General features: G+C 59.5%; 12 protein-coding genes. 7 read left to right on the top strand and 5 right to left on the bottom strand.

Translation table 11 applies throughout. The annotated features are described in order from the left end of the window. Nucleotides 1-72: 72 nt before the first annotated feature. Nucleotides 73-2,715, top strand: coding sequence for a YhgE/Pip domain-containing protein (locus CDO73_RS08230; RefSeq protein ID WP_179218621.1), 2,643 nt, complete (start codon nt 73-75; stop codon nt 2,713-2,715). Between the two features lie 158 nt (nt 2,716-2,873). After that, on the top strand, nt 2,874-3,428 hold the full coding sequence (locus CDO73_RS08235) for a TetR/AcrR family transcriptional regulator (RefSeq protein ID WP_088488046.1): 555 nt from the start codon (nt 2,874-2,876) through the stop codon (nt 3,426-3,428). Between the two features lie 86 nt (nt 3,429-3,514). Here CDO73_RS08235 and CDO73_RS08240 read toward each other — a convergent pair whose 3' ends face one another. The 4 genes from CDO73_RS08240 to CDO73_RS08255 form a co-directional block, all read right to left on the bottom strand. Continuing rightward, on the bottom strand, nt 3,515-5,050 hold the full coding sequence (locus CDO73_RS08240) for an HD domain-containing phosphohydrolase (RefSeq protein WP_088488047.1): 1,536 nt from the start codon (nt 5,048-5,050) through the stop codon (nt 3,515-3,517). A gap of 79 nt (nt 5,051-5,129) precedes the next feature. Then, complete coding sequence (locus CDO73_RS08245) at nt 5,130-5,564, bottom strand: MarR family winged helix-turn-helix transcriptional regulator (protein ID WP_179218622.1); 435 nt, start codon at nt 5,562-5,564, stop codon at nt 5,130-5,132. Nucleotides 5,565-5,802: 238 nt separating this feature from the next. Then, a complete protein-coding gene (locus tag CDO73_RS08250) occupies nt 5,803-6,354 on the bottom strand; it encodes a hypothetical protein (protein ID WP_088488048.1) in 552 nt (183 codons plus the stop codon). A gap of 45 nt (nt 6,355-6,399) precedes the next feature. Then, nucleotides 6,400-7,137 (bottom strand): hypothetical protein, encoded by a 738-nt coding sequence (locus tag CDO73_RS08255; protein WP_088488049.1) that lies wholly within the window; start codon nt 7,135-7,137, stop codon nt 6,400-6,402. 188 nt (nt 7,138-7,325) lie between these two features. Between CDO73_RS08255 and CDO73_RS08260 the strand changes: the two genes are divergently transcribed. The 5 genes from CDO73_RS08260 to bshB2 all read left to right on the top strand — a co-directional run bounded on the left by CDO73_RS08260 (nt 7,326) and on the right by bshB2 (nt 15,492). After that, nucleotides 7,326-8,567 carry a DUF445 domain-containing protein gene (locus CDO73_RS08260; protein WP_088488050.1) on the top strand — a complete coding sequence of 414 codons (1,242 nt, stop codon included), beginning with the start codon at nt 7,326-7,328 and terminating at the stop codon, nt 8,565-8,567. A gap of 119 nt (nt 8,568-8,686) precedes the next feature. Continuing rightward, on the top strand, nt 8,687-11,365 hold the full coding sequence (locus CDO73_RS08265) for a copper amine oxidase N-terminal domain-containing protein (protein ID WP_088488051.1): 2,679 nt from the start codon (nt 8,687-8,689) through the stop codon (nt 11,363-11,365). A gap of 441 nt (nt 11,366-11,806) precedes the next feature. Continuing rightward, on the top strand, nt 11,807-13,678 hold the full coding sequence (locus CDO73_RS08270) for a methyl-accepting chemotaxis protein (RefSeq protein ID WP_143536096.1): 1,872 nt from the start codon (nt 11,807-11,809) through the stop codon (nt 13,676-13,678). 676 nt (nt 13,679-14,354) lie between these two features. Beyond that, nucleotides 14,355-14,699 carry a YojF family protein gene (locus CDO73_RS08275; RefSeq protein ID WP_088488053.1) on the top strand — a complete coding sequence of 115 codons (345 nt, stop codon included), beginning with the start codon at nt 14,355-14,357 and terminating at the stop codon, nt 14,697-14,699. Between the two features lie 115 nt (nt 14,700-14,814). After that, a complete protein-coding gene (gene bshB2 / locus CDO73_RS08280; RefSeq protein WP_088488054.1) occupies nt 14,815-15,492 on the top strand; it encodes a bacillithiol biosynthesis deacetylase BshB2 in 678 nt (225 codons plus the stop codon). A gap of 157 nt (nt 15,493-15,649) precedes the next feature. On the opposite strand, the gene CDO73_RS08285 is transcribed toward bshB2, so the two are convergent. Beyond that, the gene (locus CDO73_RS08285; protein WP_088488139.1) at nt 15,650-17,968 is read right to left on the bottom strand and encodes a UvrD-helicase domain-containing protein; all 2,319 of its coding nucleotides are present in this window, start codon (nt 17,966-17,968) and stop codon (nt 15,650-15,652) included. Nucleotides 17,969-17,970 lie beyond the last annotated feature (2 nt).

Genomic DNA, 17,970 nt, shown 5'->3' on the forward strand with positions numbered 1-17,970 from the left:
TTTTGGTCAGTTTCAGTCGAACAACCGATTCTGGGCGCATCACGGAAACACGGAAAGGAGCAAAACCCGGCGATGGTAAAATCGGAATGGAAAAATATTTTGAAGCATCGGATGACGATGCTGACGGTGATCGCGATGCTGCTGGTCCCGGGCTTGTACGGCTTGTTCTTCCTCTCGGCGTATTGGGACCCTTACGGTCATACGGACCGCTTGGCGGTTGCCGTCGTGAACGAAGACAAAGGCGCGACCTACGAAGGCGAGAAACTCGACGTAGGCAAGGATTTCGTCGACGGTCTGAAGGACAACGACTCGTTCGAATGGGTGGCGTCCGAAAAGCAGAAAGCGATGGACGGACTGAGAGACGGCGATTACATCATGGTGATCGAACTGCCGGAGAACTTCTCCGAAAACGCGTCGACGCTGCTGAACGCCGACCCCAAGAAAATGAACCTCAAGTATTACACGAACGCGGGCATGGGGTACTCGTCGGCGCAGATCGCCAAATCGGCGATCAAGGAAGTGGAACAAGAGGTCGCCGAACAGGTGACCAAGGAATACGCTTCGACGGTGTTCAAGAGCCTCACCAAACTCGTGGACGGTCTCAAAGACGCCGACGACGGCGCCAAGAAATTGGATGACGGCGCTTCGGATCTGGCCGACGGCTCGAAGACGCTGACGGACAATCTGAAGAGGCTGGCGGCAAACAGCGTGAGCTTCCAAGAAGGCGTCGGCGATCTCAAGAACGGCGCGGGCAAGCTCAGCACCGGGATCGTCAGCGCGGCATCCGGCGCTTCGCAATTGAACGACGGCCTCGGCACGTTGTCCGGCGGAGCCAAGAAGCTCGACGACGGTATCGGCGCCTTGTCGGGCGGCGCGTCGCAGCTGAACGACGGCCTCGGCACGCTGTCCGGCGGCGCCAAGAAACTGGACAGCGGCCTCGGCACGTTGGCCGGCGGCGCCGGCAGCTTGCAGACCGGCGCGCAGCAGCTCGATCAGGGCTTGTCGCAGCTTAAGAACGGCGCCGAGACGCTGTCCGGCGGTTCGCAGAAGCTGGAGAGCGGCGCGCAGCAGCTCAATCAAGGGTTGGGCCAATCCAGTGCCGGTTTGCAGCAGCTTCAAGAGCAGCTGACGCCGTTTACGGCAGGCATGGACCAACTGAACCAAGCGGTTCAAGGCCTTAGCGGACAAGCTTCCGCGGCGGCGGGCCAACTGAGCGCGGCGCAGCAGCAGCTTCAGCAGAAAGCGGCCGCGATCAAGGAGCAGCAGGAATCGATGGCGGCTTATATTCAAGCCAGCCCGACGATTCCGGCCGAAGACAAGCAGAAATTGCTGTCGATGATGGCGGCGGCCTCTTCCGGTTCTTCGGACGCCAACTCGGCTGGCGGCGATTCGGCCGCGCAAATGCAGCAGTCGCTCGGTCAACTGGATCAGTTGGCTTCCAGCGTCGGCCAATTGAACGACGGCGCGAAGAAGATTCAATCGGCGGTCGGCCAATTGGCGGCCGGCCAACAGCAGCTCGTTCAAGGTTCGTCCGATCTGCTGGACGGACAGAAGCAGTTGACCGGCGGCCTCGGCACGCTGTCGTCCAAATTGGGCGACGCCGAAGCGGGTTCGAAGAAGCTGGCGGAAGGAGCCGCGACTCTGGTCGGCGGAGCCGGCCAATTGAAGGACGGCTCGGCCAGCCTGGTCAGCGGGGCGGAGAAGCTGCAAGGCGGCTCGCAGAGCCTGGTCAGCGGAGCCGGCCAACTGAAGGACGGCTCGGCCAGCCTGGTCAGCGGAGCGGAGAAGCTGCAAGGCGGCTCGCAGAGCCTGGTCGGCGGCCTCGGCCAACTGAAGGACGGAGGCGGCCAATTGGTCAGCGGGCTGACCAAGCTCGGCGGCGCGACCGGCGAGCTGAGAGACGGAGCCGACAAGTTGGCGGACGGCTCGGTGAAGCTCGATAACGGCATCGGCGATCTCAAAGACGGCACGAACAAGCTGTACACGTCGCTTGCCGACGGCGTCAAAGAAGCCGGAGACGTGCATTCCGACGACAAGACGTACGACATGTTCGCCCGTCCGACGGAATTGACGCACTCCGACGTGCACGAAGTGACGGAGTACGGCGAAGGCCTGACGCCTTACATGATGACGATCGCCCTGTTCGCGGGCGCGCTCATGTTCTCGTCGGTCTATCCGCTCAAGACGCCGCAGATCCGGCCGCGTTCCGGCTGGACTTGGTTCCTGAGCAAATTCAGCGTCGTCTTGTTCATGGCGGTGCTGCAATCGGCGATCCTCGACGCGGTACTGATCGGCATCGTCGGTTTGCAGGTTCAGAGCCTCTGGCATTTCTATCTGATCACGTTCGTGATCAGCTTGACCTTCTTGTCGCTGCTGTTCTTGTTGTTCGCGGCGCTCGGCAAGGTCGGCCAATTCATCGCGTTCCTGATCCTGCTGGCGCAGATCGGCGGCAGCGCGGGCACGTTCCCGAAAGTGCTGACGCCGGACTTCTTCCAAGCGATCAACCCTTATCTGCCGGCGACTTACGGTATCCGCGCGCTGCGCGAAGCGGTCTCGCTCGGCAACGACTGGGGTTACTTCTGGGCGCAGCTCGCGCATGTGGGACTCTTCGGAATCGTCTTTATCGCGCTGGCTCTGCTGGTCTTCCTGCTCAGCAAGAAACGGATCGAGAAAGGCATCGAAGAAGAACGCGAGATCGGCGCGGCTACCGTCTAACGGACCGCCTCCGATCCTGATCGAACAGAGACACCCAAGCTCCCCCGCGAACGAATGGTTCGAATGCGCGGGGAGCTTTTTTTCACGGCATGGCTTCCGACCGAGCGGCATAATGGAAACGTAACGCCTATGTACAAAGAAACAGAGGGGGAGCGGATATGGAAAACAAAAGACGGCGGATTCTCGACGGGGCGATGCTGTGTTTCGAGCGATTCGGATTCCGCGGCACGACGATCGAAAGCGTGGCGAAAGCGGCGCACGTCAGCAAAAGTTCGATCTATGATTGTTTCGAAAATAAAGAAGCGCTGCTGAGGGCGATCGTGGAAGACGTGCTCGATGATCTGCTGGAAGAGTCCACACGAGCTTGTCTGCCGGGGCAGCCGCTGCGGGTGGATATCGACCGGACGTTCGACGCGGTCATTGCGCTGCGCGAACGCCATCGGCTGCTGGTCGGCATCTACCGGGAAGCGCGTCTGTCCGGCGGGCACGGGGTGCTGGAGATGCGCCGCGCTCTGGAGGAAGGCGTCGTCCAATATATCGAACGATTGGTGCGGCGGCACGAAGCTTCGGGCGAACGTTTCCGGCTGGAACCGAAAGTGATCGCTTTTCTGGTCTACCGTTCGTATTTGCAGTTGATCTACGATTGGGAAGACTTGTACGCACCGCTGCCGCCCGAACAAATCAAAACCGCGCTGAACGCGTTCGCCTTATGATCCCGAGGGGAAAGGCCGCGTTCGGCGCGGTTTTTCTTTGCGTTTTGTTTTTATGATAAGGGGAATCGTGCAGGCAGGCCGAGCGTTCAAGCTCCGGGGGAAGCGGATTCCCGCGAAGACGCCGAAGGTTTTTCTTTGCCTTGATAGAACGTATCGACGAAGAGCTGGGCGTAGTAAGGGTCCCACTGGGTGCCTTTGCCTTCGCAGATGATCGAAACGGCTTTCTCCAGCGGCATGCCGCTGCGGTAAGGGCGGTCGGAGGTCATCGCGTCGAACGCGTCGGCCACGGCGATGATCCGGCCGAACTTGGGGATATCGGAACCGGCCAGCCCGTCGGGATAGCCCCGGCCGTCGTAGCGTTCGTGATGCGAGCGCACGCCCGGCAGCAGAGGAGCCATCATCTCGGTCGGTTCGACTTGTTTGAGGATTTCTTCGCCGAGCGCCGGATGTTTTTTGATCAGTTCGAATTCTTCGTCCGTCAACCGGCCGTCTTTGAGCAGCACGCTGTCGCGCACGCCGATCTTGCCGATGTCGTGCAGCAGAGCGGTCTTATTGAGCAGATCCAGCTCTTCCTGCCCGAGTCCGGCCGCGCGGCCGATCAGCAGCGAATATTCGGCGACTCGCTGCGAGTGGCCGGCCGTATAGGCGTCGCGGGCGTCGAGCGCCGCGGCCAACGTCGAAAAATAACTTTGCAGCAGTTGGTCGTTGACGCGCTGCCGCTGCGACAATCCCTGCACCATGTGGTTGAATCCCGAGACGAGCCGCGAGAATTCGTCCGAATACAGATCGGAAGCCCGGACTTCCAGATCGCCCGTCTGAACGGCATGCAGCGCCTTTTCCAGATTCGAGATCGGATGGCGGACGCTGCGGGTCAGCAGCCAAGCGCCGAGCGAAGAGAAGAAGATGCCGAATATCAAGATCAACGAAGCCCAGCTCCAATAATCGGCCGCCAGCGGCGACCCCGTCACGCTCATGCGAATCTGCGTCGCGAGCACGAAGAAGAACAGCGGGAAAGTCCCGATCGAGAAGGCGCTGAGTTGGAACTTGCGCTGCGTCGAGACGAGCACCCGGCCGTCGAGCGACACGCTGACGCCGTATCGTCTCGCGCCCGTCTCGCTGACGACTTGCAGCAGCGGACGAATCGCCTGATCGGTCAAGAAATATTCGATCAGCGCGTGCATGCCGGCGACCAGAACCGCGCCCGAAGCGGCGATTCCGATGTAATGGACGGGCAGGTCGACCCAGCCGATCCGCATGAACCACAAGGTCAGCAGAATCGCGGGCACGGATAAACCGAGCAGATGGGGGCCCATGATTCGCAGAACGGATAAAGCGGGCAGTCGGTGAATCTGAACATAGGCGTCCCGAATATCGTCCAACGTCGGCTCTTCATGGACGAAGAGGGCGCGGATCGGCCGTACCTGTCTGGAGAACGTCCACAGTTCCAGCGAGACCATGACGAGGAAGGAGACGAACAAGACGAAAAACAGGGAGTCGAACCCTCCGATCGGCAGATTGAGCGCCGATGTCATGACGGCTCCGCCTAAACAGAGAACGGCCACTACCGAACCGATGATGTAATTGCGTACGAGCCGACGCAGGAAGCGCCGATATTCGTTCATTGAGATTCCTCTTTTCCTGAAGGGGCGATTCGGGCGAACGTCGGGAACGGCATGAGGTTAACGCGTCGGGGCCGGTCGTTCATTGATGGCTTTCGACGTTGTCCATCAACAATCGGATCGTTTCGTTCAATGCGCCGAGCTGTTTCAGATCAAGGCCGCTGGATTCGATCAACGAAGCGGGGATGCAGCCGGCGCTCTGCTGCAATTCGCGGCCTTTGTCCGTAATGCGTACCGTCACGATGCGTTCGTCTTCTTTGGAGCGGCTGCGTTCGAGCAGGCCGGAGGACTCCATTCGTTTGAGCATCGGGGTCAACGTGCCGGAATCGAGACTGAGCACCCGGCTTAATTCTTTGATGCTGCTCTCCTCCTGATCCCAGAGAACCAAGAGCACGAGATACTGCGGATAAGTCAGATTCAGTTCGTCCAGCATAGGCCGATACATGCGGAAGATCGCCCGCGAACAGGCGTACAGAGAGAAGCAGAGATGGGAATCGAGTTTGAATTGTTGGTCCATGGAGGTACCGATCCTTTCCGGTTAAATAACGCTGTCTGCTTCAGTTTATATTTTGAACAATAGAATTGCAATAAATTATCGCAACAAATACGGAATTTGCGAATATATCGCTATATTTCGGCGAAGTTCGACATAAATTGAAGAGATCAGAGAAAAGTCGGGAGCGGAGAGCCGAAGAAAAGACGGGCTGCCGGTGCAGTCCGCCTACGGGGCGCAAGAAGAAAAAGAAAAGCGGAAGCTACATTCGGGCTGCTTTGTAAGCTTTGAAGCCCTCGATGAACAAGGTCAATTCTTTTTTGCCGGCTTTGAGTTTTTGTTGGCCTTGATTGTAGGTCGTCCAGTTGATGTCGGCCGCATACAGCGACTTCTTGATCAACTGCATGCCTTGAAGCTGGAGCGCGGCTCCTTGCAGGTAATGGGCGTGCAGCTCGGCCAATTCCCCGTCCGGCGGATCGAGCCGTTTCAATTCGTAATAAAATTTGCTGTAGCTGGGCACGATCACGTTGTTCAGCGCGACGTACAACGATTTGCGGTTGGAGGCCGACACGGTCTTGAACGCGTTGAAGGCTTCCGCCGCTTTGTTCGCGTACGACGTGATCTCGTCAAGCCGGTCCGCGTATTGAAGCGCCGCGGCTTGCTCGGGACTTTTCTGCCGCGTTTCGGACGGGACTCCGGCGGCGTAAACGTTAGGGCTCGAATCGGCGGCGAACGGAGAGAAAACGCCGAAGGCCGCAAAGGCGGCCGACAAAAACAAGGTTCGGCGGTTGATCGGACGGCTGTTCGATCGCATGGTTCGGATAACCTCCTTCATCGATAGGGAGAGGCGAACGGACCGTTACGGATTGCGGGGACTCGAGGAACGGCTGCCGGAAAATTTGTTCTGCAAGTAGTCGAAGTCGCCGCGCAGGCTTTCCCGAACGGTTTCTTCTTGTTCGAACGATCCGCGTCTTGCCCGCTCGCGAAGCTCTTCGCGAATGCTTTCCTTCAACGCGTCGTCGGCGGAATCGACATCCAGCGCTCCGCCGCGTTCTTCCCATTCGCTGCGGATCGCGCGCGCGTTCATCACCTCGTAAGCGACGAGCGCCGCGTCTTTGCGCACGACCGCGCTGGCTCCGAGCGCGTTCAAACGGCTGCTGAGGCTGATTTCGTTATGTTCGCGCACCAAAGCGAGCAGCGCCCATTCGTTCTCGTTCAATTTGGAAGCGATCGTTTCGAGCAGGCCGAATTCTTCGACGATCTCTTTCGCGTTTCTGGCGGCGTCCGTAAGCGGGCCCCGGTATCCGCCGATCAAGCTGCCGATCGGTCCGGACATCACGGAGACGACGGAATCGATCAGATCGTTCGTCAGGTGCCGGGTATCGGCGTCTTCGGCGAAGCGGTAATCCTGTTCGCGAACGATCCGGCCCGAGAGTTTGCGCAGCACGGAAGCTTGCAGAACCGTATATTCGTCGGTCACCGGCTGCCCCCGAAAGCGTTCGACGACCGCGTTCAGCGGCTGTTCCTGTTTAAAAGTAACCAATACGATATTGTCCATCTGATTATCCCGACCTTTCTGAATGATAGAGTTCGGCATGAACGTGCCCGATTCGCTGTACCTGTCTACGGAAGGTGTCTACTCAAGTTATAAAGTCGTTTTTTGCGTTTCAATCAACGGCTGTACTAAAATGAATGAGAATCCGCACTCGAATCGGGCGCGGTGTGTGTTTTCGCGGCGTATCCGAAAAGGATGCGCCGTTTCAATCGAAAAAAGGGGGAGAGACGATGGGATCGAAAAATTTGGCGGGAATCTCGCTGATCGTGATGGCTGCGGGCTTCGTCATCTGCTTGTTCCTGCCGGAAAATGCTTGGACGTTCGTGATTCTGGGCGGCTTCGAAGCCGGCTTGGTCGGCGGCCTCGCGGACTGGTTCGCCGTAACGGCGTTGTTCCGTCATCCGCTCGGCATCCCGATTCCGCATACGTCGCTGCTGCTGAAAAACAAAGGGCGCATCGTGGACTCGCTGGTGTCGGCCATGGAGAACGAACTGCTGAACAAAGAGAGCATCACGCGGCAGTTGAGCCGGCTGAACCTGATTCGCGGCGCGGCCGGCATGTTGACGCGCAGCATGGCCCGCAAAAGCACGCGGCAGCAGATTCTGGATTACGCGTCCGAAGCGATCGCCAAACTGCCGCTCGAAAAAGCGGTGGAGCCGGTACGCGAAGCGGCGGCCGGTTACGTTCGGGGCATGGACGCCGCCGGTCTGGCCGATCGGGCGCTGACCAAAGTGCTCAACGACGGTTACGAGATCCAATTGTTCGATTATGCGTTGGGCGAAGCCCGCAGATGGGCCGCGCTGCCTTCGACCAAAGATACGATGGGCGCTTTGGCGCTGGAACAGCTGTCGAACGCGAAAGTCGGCGGATTTACCGGTTTTGCTTTTCAAGCGTTCGCGGGCATGGTGAACGAAGATAAGCTCGGCTCCATGATCCAGACGATGCTGACGGCCGGCATCGACTCGCTGCTGGATCCTTACGGCGAGCAGCGGCTCGCGATTCTGCGCGAGATTCGCGTCAAATTGTTCGAAGCGGCCGGCGACGAGGAGAAGCTGGAATACGTACGCGGTCAGGTGCTGGAGATTCTGCGCGAAGAGAGCACGGAACTGTTCATTCGCGAGAACTTGGAGAAGCTGCGCCAATTCGCGCTTGCCAAAACGGCCGAAGAACGCGCTCGCGGCGGCCGGATCGTATTCCGCTTGTACGCGGCGATCGTCCGCAATCTGGCTTCCGAACCGCAACGGATCGAAGAGTGGGAGTCGAAAATTCGCGGTACGCTCGTGAAGCTGGCCGAAGAAAACCACTACCGGATCGGACAGTTGGTCCGCGACAACGTGGACCGCATGGACGACGCGCAGCTCGTCGAGATGCTCGAAGAAAAGATCGGCAAAGACCTGCAATGGATTCGGGTCAACGGCGCGGTTTGCGGTTTTTTGGTCGGCATCGTATTGTCGGTCATTCAGCTGTTCTGACAGGCTTCGGAAGAAATTTTCGGAGGGAAAGGCAACCTTTTGATTGATTCGGGCGTCAAAGATTAGAGTAAGAATTCAAAGAGACACGTCCAACCTATCATGGAAGGGAGAACCACCCAATGAAGAAGAATATGAAAAAAGTCAGCGCCGCGCTGCTCGCGGGCGCGCTGCTCATTCCCGCAGCCATTCCGCAAACCGCCGACGCGGCGGCCAAGATCAAAATTTATATCGACGGCGTCGAACTGACCACGCGTCAAGCGCCGATCGCTCAGGGCAACCGGACGCTCGTCCCGCTTCGCGGCATTTTCGAAGCGCTGAACGCGCAGGTGAACTGGAACCAGAAAACGCAAACGATCACGGCGTACAAAGGCGGAAATACCGTCACGCTCAAGATCGGTTCCACGGCCGCGACGGTCAACGGAAGCAGCGTGAAGCTGGATGTGCCGGCTCGCGCGATCAACGGCAATACGGTCGTGCCGCTGCGTTTCATCGGCGAATCGCTCGGCCAGAACGTCAACTGGAACGCGGCCAGCCAGAGCGTCATCATCACGACGACGGCCGATCTTCAAGCGCCTTCGTCCGTGACGGCGACCAATCTGGGCCAATACGGGGACGGACGGGATCTTCGCGTCGCGTTCACCAAATCGCCGGACGAATCGTACGTCGATCATTACCGGGTCTTCGTGGTGAAGTCGGGCAGCGCTTCGACGTTCAACGCGAATCGGGCCATCGGCACGTCGAGCTACACGACCGTACTGCCTAACGGATCGAACCAGAACTTCACGCTGACGGCGCAGGCCAAAGATACCGACGGTCAAACGCTGAGAGCCGGACAAGCTTATCAGGTCTTCGCGATGGCGATCGGCAATAACTACGCCGGCGGCAAAGTGCAGCTCTCTTCGCCATCCTCCTCGGTTACGCTTAGCGGAAACGCGGCGGCTTCGGCACCGAGCGCCGTTCGGGCGACCGACGTGGCCGATAACGGAGACGGCCGCGATCTGAACGTCTCGTTCACGCGTCCGCAGGACGAATCCGGCGTATCGAACTACAGCGTCTTCGTCGTCAAGAGCGCGAATGCTTCGTCGTTCAATCTGACGTCGGCCAACGCGGTTCCGGCAGCCAATCTGACGACGGTAGCCAAAGGATCGTCCAGCGTGACGCTGACTTCCGCTTCCCGCGATACTTCGGGCGACCCGATTCGCAGCGGCGTGCCTTATACGGTATTCGTCATGGCGAACAGCACGAGCAACGTCGCGGCGAACAACACGCTGTCCGCGGCTTCCGCTTCGGTCACGCTGTCGCTCAGCGGTTCCGACGTTTCGGCCACGAACGTGTCGACCAGCGACGTGAACGATTACGGCGACGGCCGCGACCTGCGCGTAACGTTCGACCGCGCGACCAACGAGTCGGCGGTCAGCCAATACCGGATCATGGTCGTCAAAGATTCCAAAGCTTCGGCGTTCAACATCAATTCCGCTAACAGCCTGCCGAGCGCCAACTACACGGCAGTGAACAAGAACGGTTCCAATATCGTGCAGACGCTGAGCGCGTCCGCTCGCGATACCGACGGCGACCTGATCCGCAACGGAACGGCGTACCGCGTGTACGTGCTGACGGTAGGCGCCGGCACGTCGACCAGCACCAACATCCTGTCGAGCGTGTCGCAGCCGATCACGCTGGGCGGCAACAACGTGGGCACGGCTCTGACTCCGTCGCTTAGCGACGCGGGCAACTACGGAGACGGCCGCGACCTGCTCGTGACGTTCGGACGCGCTTCGGACGAGAGCAGCATCTCGGAATACCGCGTCATGGTCGTGAAATCGGCCAGCGCTTCCAACTTCGGCTTGTCGTCGGCGATCGGCGTAGCGTCGGGCAACTACACGGTTCTGCCTAGAACGGGTTCGAACCAAAGCACGTTCTTGAACGCTTCGACCCGCGACGTGAACGGCGAACCGATCCGCAGCGGCGTCGCTTACCGCGTATTCGTTCTGGCGGTAGGCAGCGGCAATACGAACAACACGTCCAACTATTCGTTGTCCGGCGTATCCAATGCCGTAACGCTGGCAGACGGAACATCCGCGGTAGGCGCGACCAACGTGGCCGCTTCGGTAAGCAACAAGACCGGCAACGCCAGCGACGTCGAAGTGACGTTCACGCGTTCTTCCACCGAATCCGACGTGAGCGAATACCGGATTCTGGCCGTGCCTTCCAGCCAGTCCGGTTCGTACAGCTTGGCTAACGCCAACGCGGCATCGTCTTACACGACGGTCGCGGCGGGAGGCAGCGGACAAGTCCGCCAAGCGCTTAACGCGAGCAGCCGCGACGTGAACGGCAACCTGGTCTCGAACAACGGCGCTTACCGCTTCTACGTGCTGACCGTATCGAAGAACGGCGCCAACGTCTTGTCGGACCGTTCGAACGAAGTTTCGCTGAGCGAAGCCGGCGCGCCGGTAGCGACGAACGTCAGAACGTCGGCCAGCGGATCGAACGTGACGGTAAGCTTCACGAAGCCGGCCGACAGCGCCGGAACGGCTTACTACAACGTCATGCTGGTACCGACGAACGCCGCTTCGAGCTTCACGCTGGCGAACGCCAACGTGTCTTCGAACAGCCAGCGTTCGTACGGCGAGAACGTGACGTTCGGCCTTAACGCTTCGTATAACCGCGACGCTTTCGGCAATCCGCTGCAATCGGGCGTGGCGTACCGCGCATTCGTTCTGTCGATCGCGGACGGAACGCGCGCGACCAGCAACTCCTTGTCCGAGAACACGAACAACGACTTCTTCCTGACCAACTGATCCGCCGCGGGTTCGATCTTTCGACCCGCAGCGCACGCCGAATCGGACCGCTTCGCGGCGGCTCCGGTCGCGGCGAACGTTCCGGAACTTTCGGAACGGAAAAACGGGCTGCCGAGAATTTTCTCGGCAGCCTTTTTCGTTTGCTTTTCGATGCGGCAGGACGTTTCGGCAAGCCGGAAATCGCGGTTGCCGCTGCTGCGGACCGAATAACGAAAAGAGGTCTTAAGATTCATTCATGTCAATTTACCTAACTTCAAAAAGATAAAAAGCCTCTAAAAGTATTCGGATTTTAAAGAAAAAACAAAAAAATATATGAAATGTAAGCTTTTTGTTCAAAAAGCTTATTGAAACAGTTCGCTGCATCGCCTAAACTTATCACAAAGCAAGAGGTGCACCCCTCTTCGATATTTATCAAGTTCAGGATTGCGAGGCGAAGTCGAGTTGAAAAGTTTGCAGTTGAAGATCATGCTGGTATTTTCGGTATTGATCATCGTGTCGGAAGTCGTGTTGGGTTACAGCGTATATAGGTCTTCTTCCCGGTTATTGGTAGATTCGGTAGGCAGACAGGCTCAGAGCATCGCGGACTATGCCGCCGGCGAGATCGATGCGGCGTCTTACGGCAAGATTACGGCGGAAGGCGGCGTGACGGCTTATTATTTTCAACTGCGTAAACGTTTGAACGAGCTGCGCGAAGCCAATCATCTGAAATATCTGTATACGATGAACATGGAGGAAAAAGACGGAAAAACGCGGTATTTCTATGCGGTGGACGGCGCGCCGACCAATGCTCCGGCGGATCAGGTATCGGCGCTGGGCAAGGTCGAAGATAACGTGAATCCCGAATTGGTCGCGGCGTTCGCGACCGGACAGGCGCAGATCGGCAGCATGACGACCGATGCGGAATACGGAAGCACGCTGACGACTTACGTCCCGATCAAAGACGAAAGCGGCAAATTGCTCGGGATACTGGGCGCCGATTTCGACGGAACTCAGATCGAGAAACAGATGGAACACAACCGCAACCAAGCGCTGCTGATCGGCGGCGTGATCTTGGCGTTCTCGCTCGCGGTCTCGTATTTCGTATCGCGCATGATCGCGGCTCCGCTGCGCCGCCTGACGCGCGAGATGCAAGGCGTGGAGTCGGGCGATCTGACCTCGACGATCCGCGAGACGCGCAAAGACGAGATCGGACGTTTGTCCAAAGCGTTCGGTTCGATGCTCGGCACGATGAGCGGCATGATTCTGGGCGTGCGTTCCGGCGCGCAGAATACGCGGCTGTCCGCCGAGACGCTATCGACCCGCGCGGAAGAGTGGGCGTCGGCGAGCGAACGGATGACGGGCCATATCGGGGAAGCCGGCGACCGGATGCGTCAGCAGGCGCGCCTCAGCGAAGAAAACACCCGCGCGCTCGGCGAAGTGAGCGGCGGCATCCAGCATATCGCGGGAGCGTTGAACGTGGTGGCGGGAGCCGCGCAGGAGGCTTCCGAGACCGCGAAAAGCGGCAGCGAATTCGTTCTCGGCGCGCTCAGCCAAATGGAAGCCGTGCAGGCTTCCTCGGACGAAACCAAAGAACGCGTAGAGCGGCTGAACCTTCATTCGAGCCGGATCGGCGAGATCGTCGGCGATATCCAATCCATCTCTTCGCAGACGAATCTGCTGGCGCTGAACGCTTCGATCGAAGCGGCGAGAGCGGGCGAGCAAGGGCGCGGCTTTGCCGTGGTGGCCGACGAAGTCCGCAAACTGGCCGAACAGACGGCCAAATCGGCTTCGGATGTCGCGGCGATCGTGGCCGGAGTCATCGGAGAGACGCACGAAGCGGTCGAAGGCGTACGGATTCAAGCGCGGAAGATCGACGAAGCGGCCGGCGTGGTGAAGCGTACGGGCGATTCGTTCAGCGGGATTCTCGTTTCGGTCGAACAGATCGCGCAGCAGCTTCAAGAAGTATCGGCGGTCTCCGAAGAAGCGGCGGCGGGAGCGCAGCAGGCCGCGTCCGCGGCTTCGATGATGGAACAAGCTTCGCGCAGCGCTTCGGAGCATTTCGACGGCATCCAACAATCGGCGGAAGGTCAACTGGCGGCGATCGACGACATGAAAACTTCCGCGGCCGAACTCGAACGCATGTCCGCGGACTTGGAACTCATGATCGGACGATTCAAAGTCGACGAGACGGCCGTCGCTTCGTCCGGCGGCGATCCGGTCGAGCTTGAAGCCTCGAACGAAGATTTCGTGATCGAAACGGTAACGGCCGGCGAGCCGGAGACGGCGGAGACGGCGGAGACAGCGGACGGAACAAGCAAAGCCGAGGCGTCTTGACGCTTGCTTGAATCGACGGGTTCGAGACTCGAAAAACGGTGCGAATGCGGTGCGGATAGAGCGAAGGAGAAGCCGGGACAAGGCTTCTCCTTTTTGCTGCGGCTCGGCGGGGCAGTCGCGCAGGCGGCGAAAGCGAGCCGACTTCGGGAGCCGCCGCATCCGTTTCCGCAGGCTCACGAAGCGAGCCGCCGCAGGCGTGCGAACCGGATGTTCGCAGACGCTTGAACCGATTTTCGCGTTTTCGCGCACGCGCACGAAGCAAAGCGATATCGGCGGAGCATGGGCCGGACCGCACGCGCACGACTGAGTTTCGCGCACGCGCACGAAGCCGAGCGGCTGCGCTAACGGATCGTAGATTCCTTAGAAGCGCCAAACAGCCCTTTTCGAGATGCTAACGGATCGTCGATTCCTTAGCCGTCCGATTCGTCTCTTTTTAGGCCGGAAATTCGCGTATTCTCGTTCTAAGCGTCATCTGAATCCGTTAGAATTCCGAAACGGCTCCGAATGCCCGCTAAGCGTCGCCTCGATCCGTTAGCAATCGAAGGCGGGCCGGACCGATCCGCCCGGATGCGGACGAGATCGCGGCGGCTTCGTTAAGCGTTTCGTTGTCCCGGCCGGAAACCTGTACTATAATGAAAGTTACTTTTTGCAAATCTAAACCGAAGGGAAGACTCCGATGCTGCCGATTCAACCGCAAGCTGTTCAAGAGCTGCTGGACAAGCTGAAAGATCAGGAGCTGTATCTGCATCTAGAGCTGACCAACGGCGCCTATACGTTCGATCGCGACCGTTCGAAGCTCGTCGCCTCGAATCTGATCCGCAACGTCAAAGTCAGCTATTCGCACGGTTCGATCTCCGGAAGCGGCCCGTACCGGGTCGGCCTGAAGATGCCGGAAGGCTGGATCTATGCCGAAGGATTGACGCATTACGAAGAGACCGAAACGGAAAGAGCGGTGCTCGCGGGCAACGACAACGACGGCAAACTCGTCGTCAGTCTGATGCTGAGCCCGGAACCGTTCTAAGATTTCCGTTCGAACCGATCTTATCAAGGCGGGTAGGGCGCGTACGCGAACGCCGAAGACTGCGAATCTGCGTACGCGACCCCGTACCGTACTCGGAAAGGAGCGGGTATACCCCGTGGAACGCCATGTGTTAATCGTATTTCCTCACCCCGACGACGAGTCCTATACCGTCTCCGGCACGGCCGCTTATCATCTGCATAACGGAACGCCGGTCACTTACGCCTGCTTGACGATGGGCCAATTGGGCCGCAATCTGGGCAATCCTCCTTTTGCCAATCGGGTGACGCTGCCTACGGTACGCCGCGCCGAACTCGAAGCTTCCTGCGCGGCGATCGGCATCACCGATCTGCGTACGCTGGGTTTCCATGACAAAATGATCGAATTCGAAGATCGCGAGCTGCTCGACGGCAAGCTCCGCGAACTGATCGAAGAATTGAACCCGTCGCTGATCCTGACTTTCCATCCGCTGTACAGCGTGCATCCCGACCATGACGCCTGCGGCGCGGCCGTGGTACGGGTCGTGGAAGCGATGAAGCCGAAGGATCGTCCGAAAGTGCATGTGGTGGCTTTCGCCAGCGGTCACGAGCGCGCGCTCGGCCCGGCCGACGTGCATGTGGATATCACGCTGTTCCTCGAACAGAAAGTCGGCTCGATCAAAGCGCATAAGTCCCAGTTCCATACGGACCCGGTATTCGAAGGACGTTCGGTCCACGATCCGGTCATCCGCGAACGGTTCAAAAGCGAGAAATTCTGGACGTACAAGTTCGATCCGTACCCGCGAAAAGAGAAATGACAGCAGGAATACGCAGTACTGCAAAAAGCCGCCGATCAGGCGGCTTTTTTGATATGCGGCGAGACGCAAGAAAAAGAGGCCGACCGTTAAAACGGGTCGGCCTCTTCATAGGCGCGATAACGAATCGAAACGAAGCGAAAGACGGAAAGCCGAGAGTTTAGACCGGCACGTCTTTGCGTCCTTTCTTCATCGGAGAGCCGCAGAGCGGGCAGGGCTTATGCGCGGCCATCATGTCTTTGCTGTGCATGATGCGCGTCCAAGCGACGCACGAGCCGGACGAGCAGAGCCAGACCGGCACGCTCTGGGTCCGGGGCGGAGCCGCGGGGGCGGCGCTGCCCGAAGCGCCGCTGCCGGCCGGCGCGCCTTCCCGGCCGAACCGGCCGGAACGGACTTTGCCGAATCGGCCCGGATCGGGGGCTCCGCCCCGGCGTCCGCCGAACTCGGCGCGGGCCGCGGCGTCCGACGCCGCGGTCTCCTGTCCGAACGCGGACAGGAGGAAGCGCGACACGGCGGCCTTCTTGCCCCGCTGCACGGCGGGGGAACTGATGAACAACTGTTCTTTCGCCCGGGTCACGGCGACATAAGCCAGCCGGCGCTCTTCTTCGAGCGCCTCCGCGTAGCTGGCTTCGCCTTCGAGACCGACGCGGGTATCGCGCAGGTTATCCGCCCCCAACGCGGAGGCATGGGGCAGCGTGCCTTCGGACGCGCCGATCAGGAACACGGCCGGAAACTCCAAGCCTTTGGACTTGTGGATCGTCATCAAGGCTACGCGGTTGCCCTGCGCCTGCGATTTGGCGGCCGCGGTCTGCTGATTGCGCAGCAGCATATCGTCGACGAAAGCGAGGAACGAGACGACGGAATCGAACCGGCCCGCGGACGTCTCCAGTTCGTCGAGCATTTCTTTGAGCATCTCGCGGTGCGAAGTCTGTTCGCTGTGCTCGCCCGCCTGAATATAGGCATCGTAGAAGCTTTTGCGAATCTGGGTGATCGCGGCGGCGGGAACCAGCCCTTTGAGCGAGCGGATCACTTCGAGCCGCTGACGGATCTTGTCGAGCTGAAAGTCTTTGAGGCCGGGCAGCGTCAGCAGATGGACGAGCGGTCCTTTCTTCGGACGGCCTTCGTCCGTCTTACGAATATGGTCCATGCCTTTGTCCCGGGCGATATACAGCGTCGGCAGGATGCTCGGCATCGCGTCGAAATCGCGGCGGTTGATCGACAGCCGCATATGGTCGAGTACCGGCTTCACGAGCCAATGCTCGTACAGCAGGCGGCCGTCGCCGTAATCGATATGCGGAATATCCCGCATGACCAGCTGCTCCAGCACCGCGCGGTTGCTGCTCGACGAGCGGTACAGAATCGCAAAGTCGCCGTATTCGCGTCGTCCGGCCGCCACTTCGCGGCGGATATGATCGACGACTTCCTGCGCTTCGTCGTCGGCCGAGTCCGGCCGCATGTAAGCCGGCAGCAGCGCGCCGCCGTTGGCCGCGCGCAGCGTCTTGCTGCGGCGCATCTTGTTATGCCGGATCACTTCGTTGCCGAGGCCGACGATCGCCGGCACGGAGCGGTAATTGATATCGAGCGTGATGACGCGCGCTCGCGGATACAGCTTCTCGAATTCGAGAATGAATTCGCTGCGAGCCCCGTTGAACGAGTAGATGGTCTGGTCGTCGTCGCCGACCACCATCAGATTGTTGCGCGGAGCGGCGATCATCTTCACGATCTCGTATTGCAGCAGGTTCGTGTCTTGAAATTCGTCGATCATCAGATGCGTGAAACGCCGCCGGAGCCGTTCCAGCAGCTCTGGACGCTCTTGGAGCAGAGCGTAAGCGCCGGTCAGCACGTCGTCGAAGTCGATCTTGCCGTTCTCGATCTTCCATGCTTCGTAGCGCAGCAGGATGCGTTTCATCTGCCGGTCGGTTTCCGTCTTCTCCGGAAGCTGTTCGGCCGTCATCAGATTGACTTTATAAGAAGACAGCAGCGCCAGCAGATTTTCCGGCGGATACGCGTCCGGCAGACTCAATTCGCGCATGAGCTGCTGAAGCTGGATATGCTGACGGCGCGCGTCGCCGAAGATTTCTTTCTGCAGGCCTTGGCTGAACAGCAGCCAGAGACAGAAGGAATGGAACGTCCGCGCTTGAATGCGTCCGGCTTCGTATTCGCCGATGCCCGGCAGGCCGGCGATCCGCTCGCGCATCTCCGCGGCGGCTTTGCTGGAGAACGTCAGCAGCAGAATGCCCGAAGGATCGACGCCGCGAACGTCGATCAGGTAGCCGGTCCGGCAGACGAGCGTGCTCGTCTTGCCCGATCCGGCTCCGGCCAGCGTCAGCAGCGGGCCGTCCGTGCAGCGCACGGCGGCGATCTGCGCGGGATTCAAGTTAATGCCCGCTTGTTCCATGGCGCGCCAATAAGCGGCATCCAGCTCGCCGAGCTGTCCGCCGATCCCTTTTCCTTTTTGCGTACCGCCGCCTGCCGCCATTT

Source organism: Saccharibacillus sp. O23, from assembly GCF_002205895.1.
Classification (GTDB): Bacteria; Bacillota; Bacilli; order Paenibacillales; family Paenibacillaceae; genus Saccharibacillus.

Bases quoted from the DNA above. Each gene is read 5' to 3' on its own strand.
- CDO73_RS08255 (WP_088488049.1), bottom strand. From the start codon at position 7,137: ATGCCGAACTCTATCATTCAGAAAGGTCGGGATAATCAGATGGACAAT.
- CDO73_RS08260 (WP_088488050.1), top strand. From the start codon at position 7,326: ATGGGATCGAAAAATTTGGCGGGAATCTCGCTGATCGTGATGGCTGCG.
- CDO73_RS08230 (WP_179218621.1), top strand. From the start codon at position 73: ATGGTAAAATCGGAATGGAAAAATATTTTGAAGCATCGGATGACGATG.
- CDO73_RS08265 (WP_088488051.1), top strand. From the start codon at position 8,687: ATGAAGAAGAATATGAAAAAAGTCAGCGCCGCGCTGCTCGCGGGCGCG.
- CDO73_RS08285 (WP_088488139.1), bottom strand. From the start codon at position 17,968: ATGGCGGCAGGCGGCGGTACGCAAAAAGGAAAAGGGATCGGCGGACAG.
- CDO73_RS08275 (WP_088488053.1), top strand. From the start codon at position 14,355: ATGCTGCCGATTCAACCGCAAGCTGTTCAAGAGCTGCTGGACAAGCTG.
- CDO73_RS08250 (WP_088488048.1), bottom strand. From the start codon at position 6,354: ATGCGATCGAACAGCCGTCCGATCAACCGCCGAACCTTGTTTTTGTCG.
- CDO73_RS08245 (WP_179218622.1), bottom strand. From the start codon at position 5,564: ATGGACCAACAATTCAAACTCGATTCCCATCTCTGCTTCTCTCTGTAC.
- CDO73_RS08235 (WP_088488046.1), top strand. From the start codon at position 2,874: ATGGAAAACAAAAGACGGCGGATTCTCGACGGGGCGATGCTGTGTTTC.
- CDO73_RS08240 (WP_088488047.1), bottom strand. From the start codon at position 5,050: ATGAACGAATATCGGCGCTTCCTGCGTCGGCTCGTACGCAATTACATC.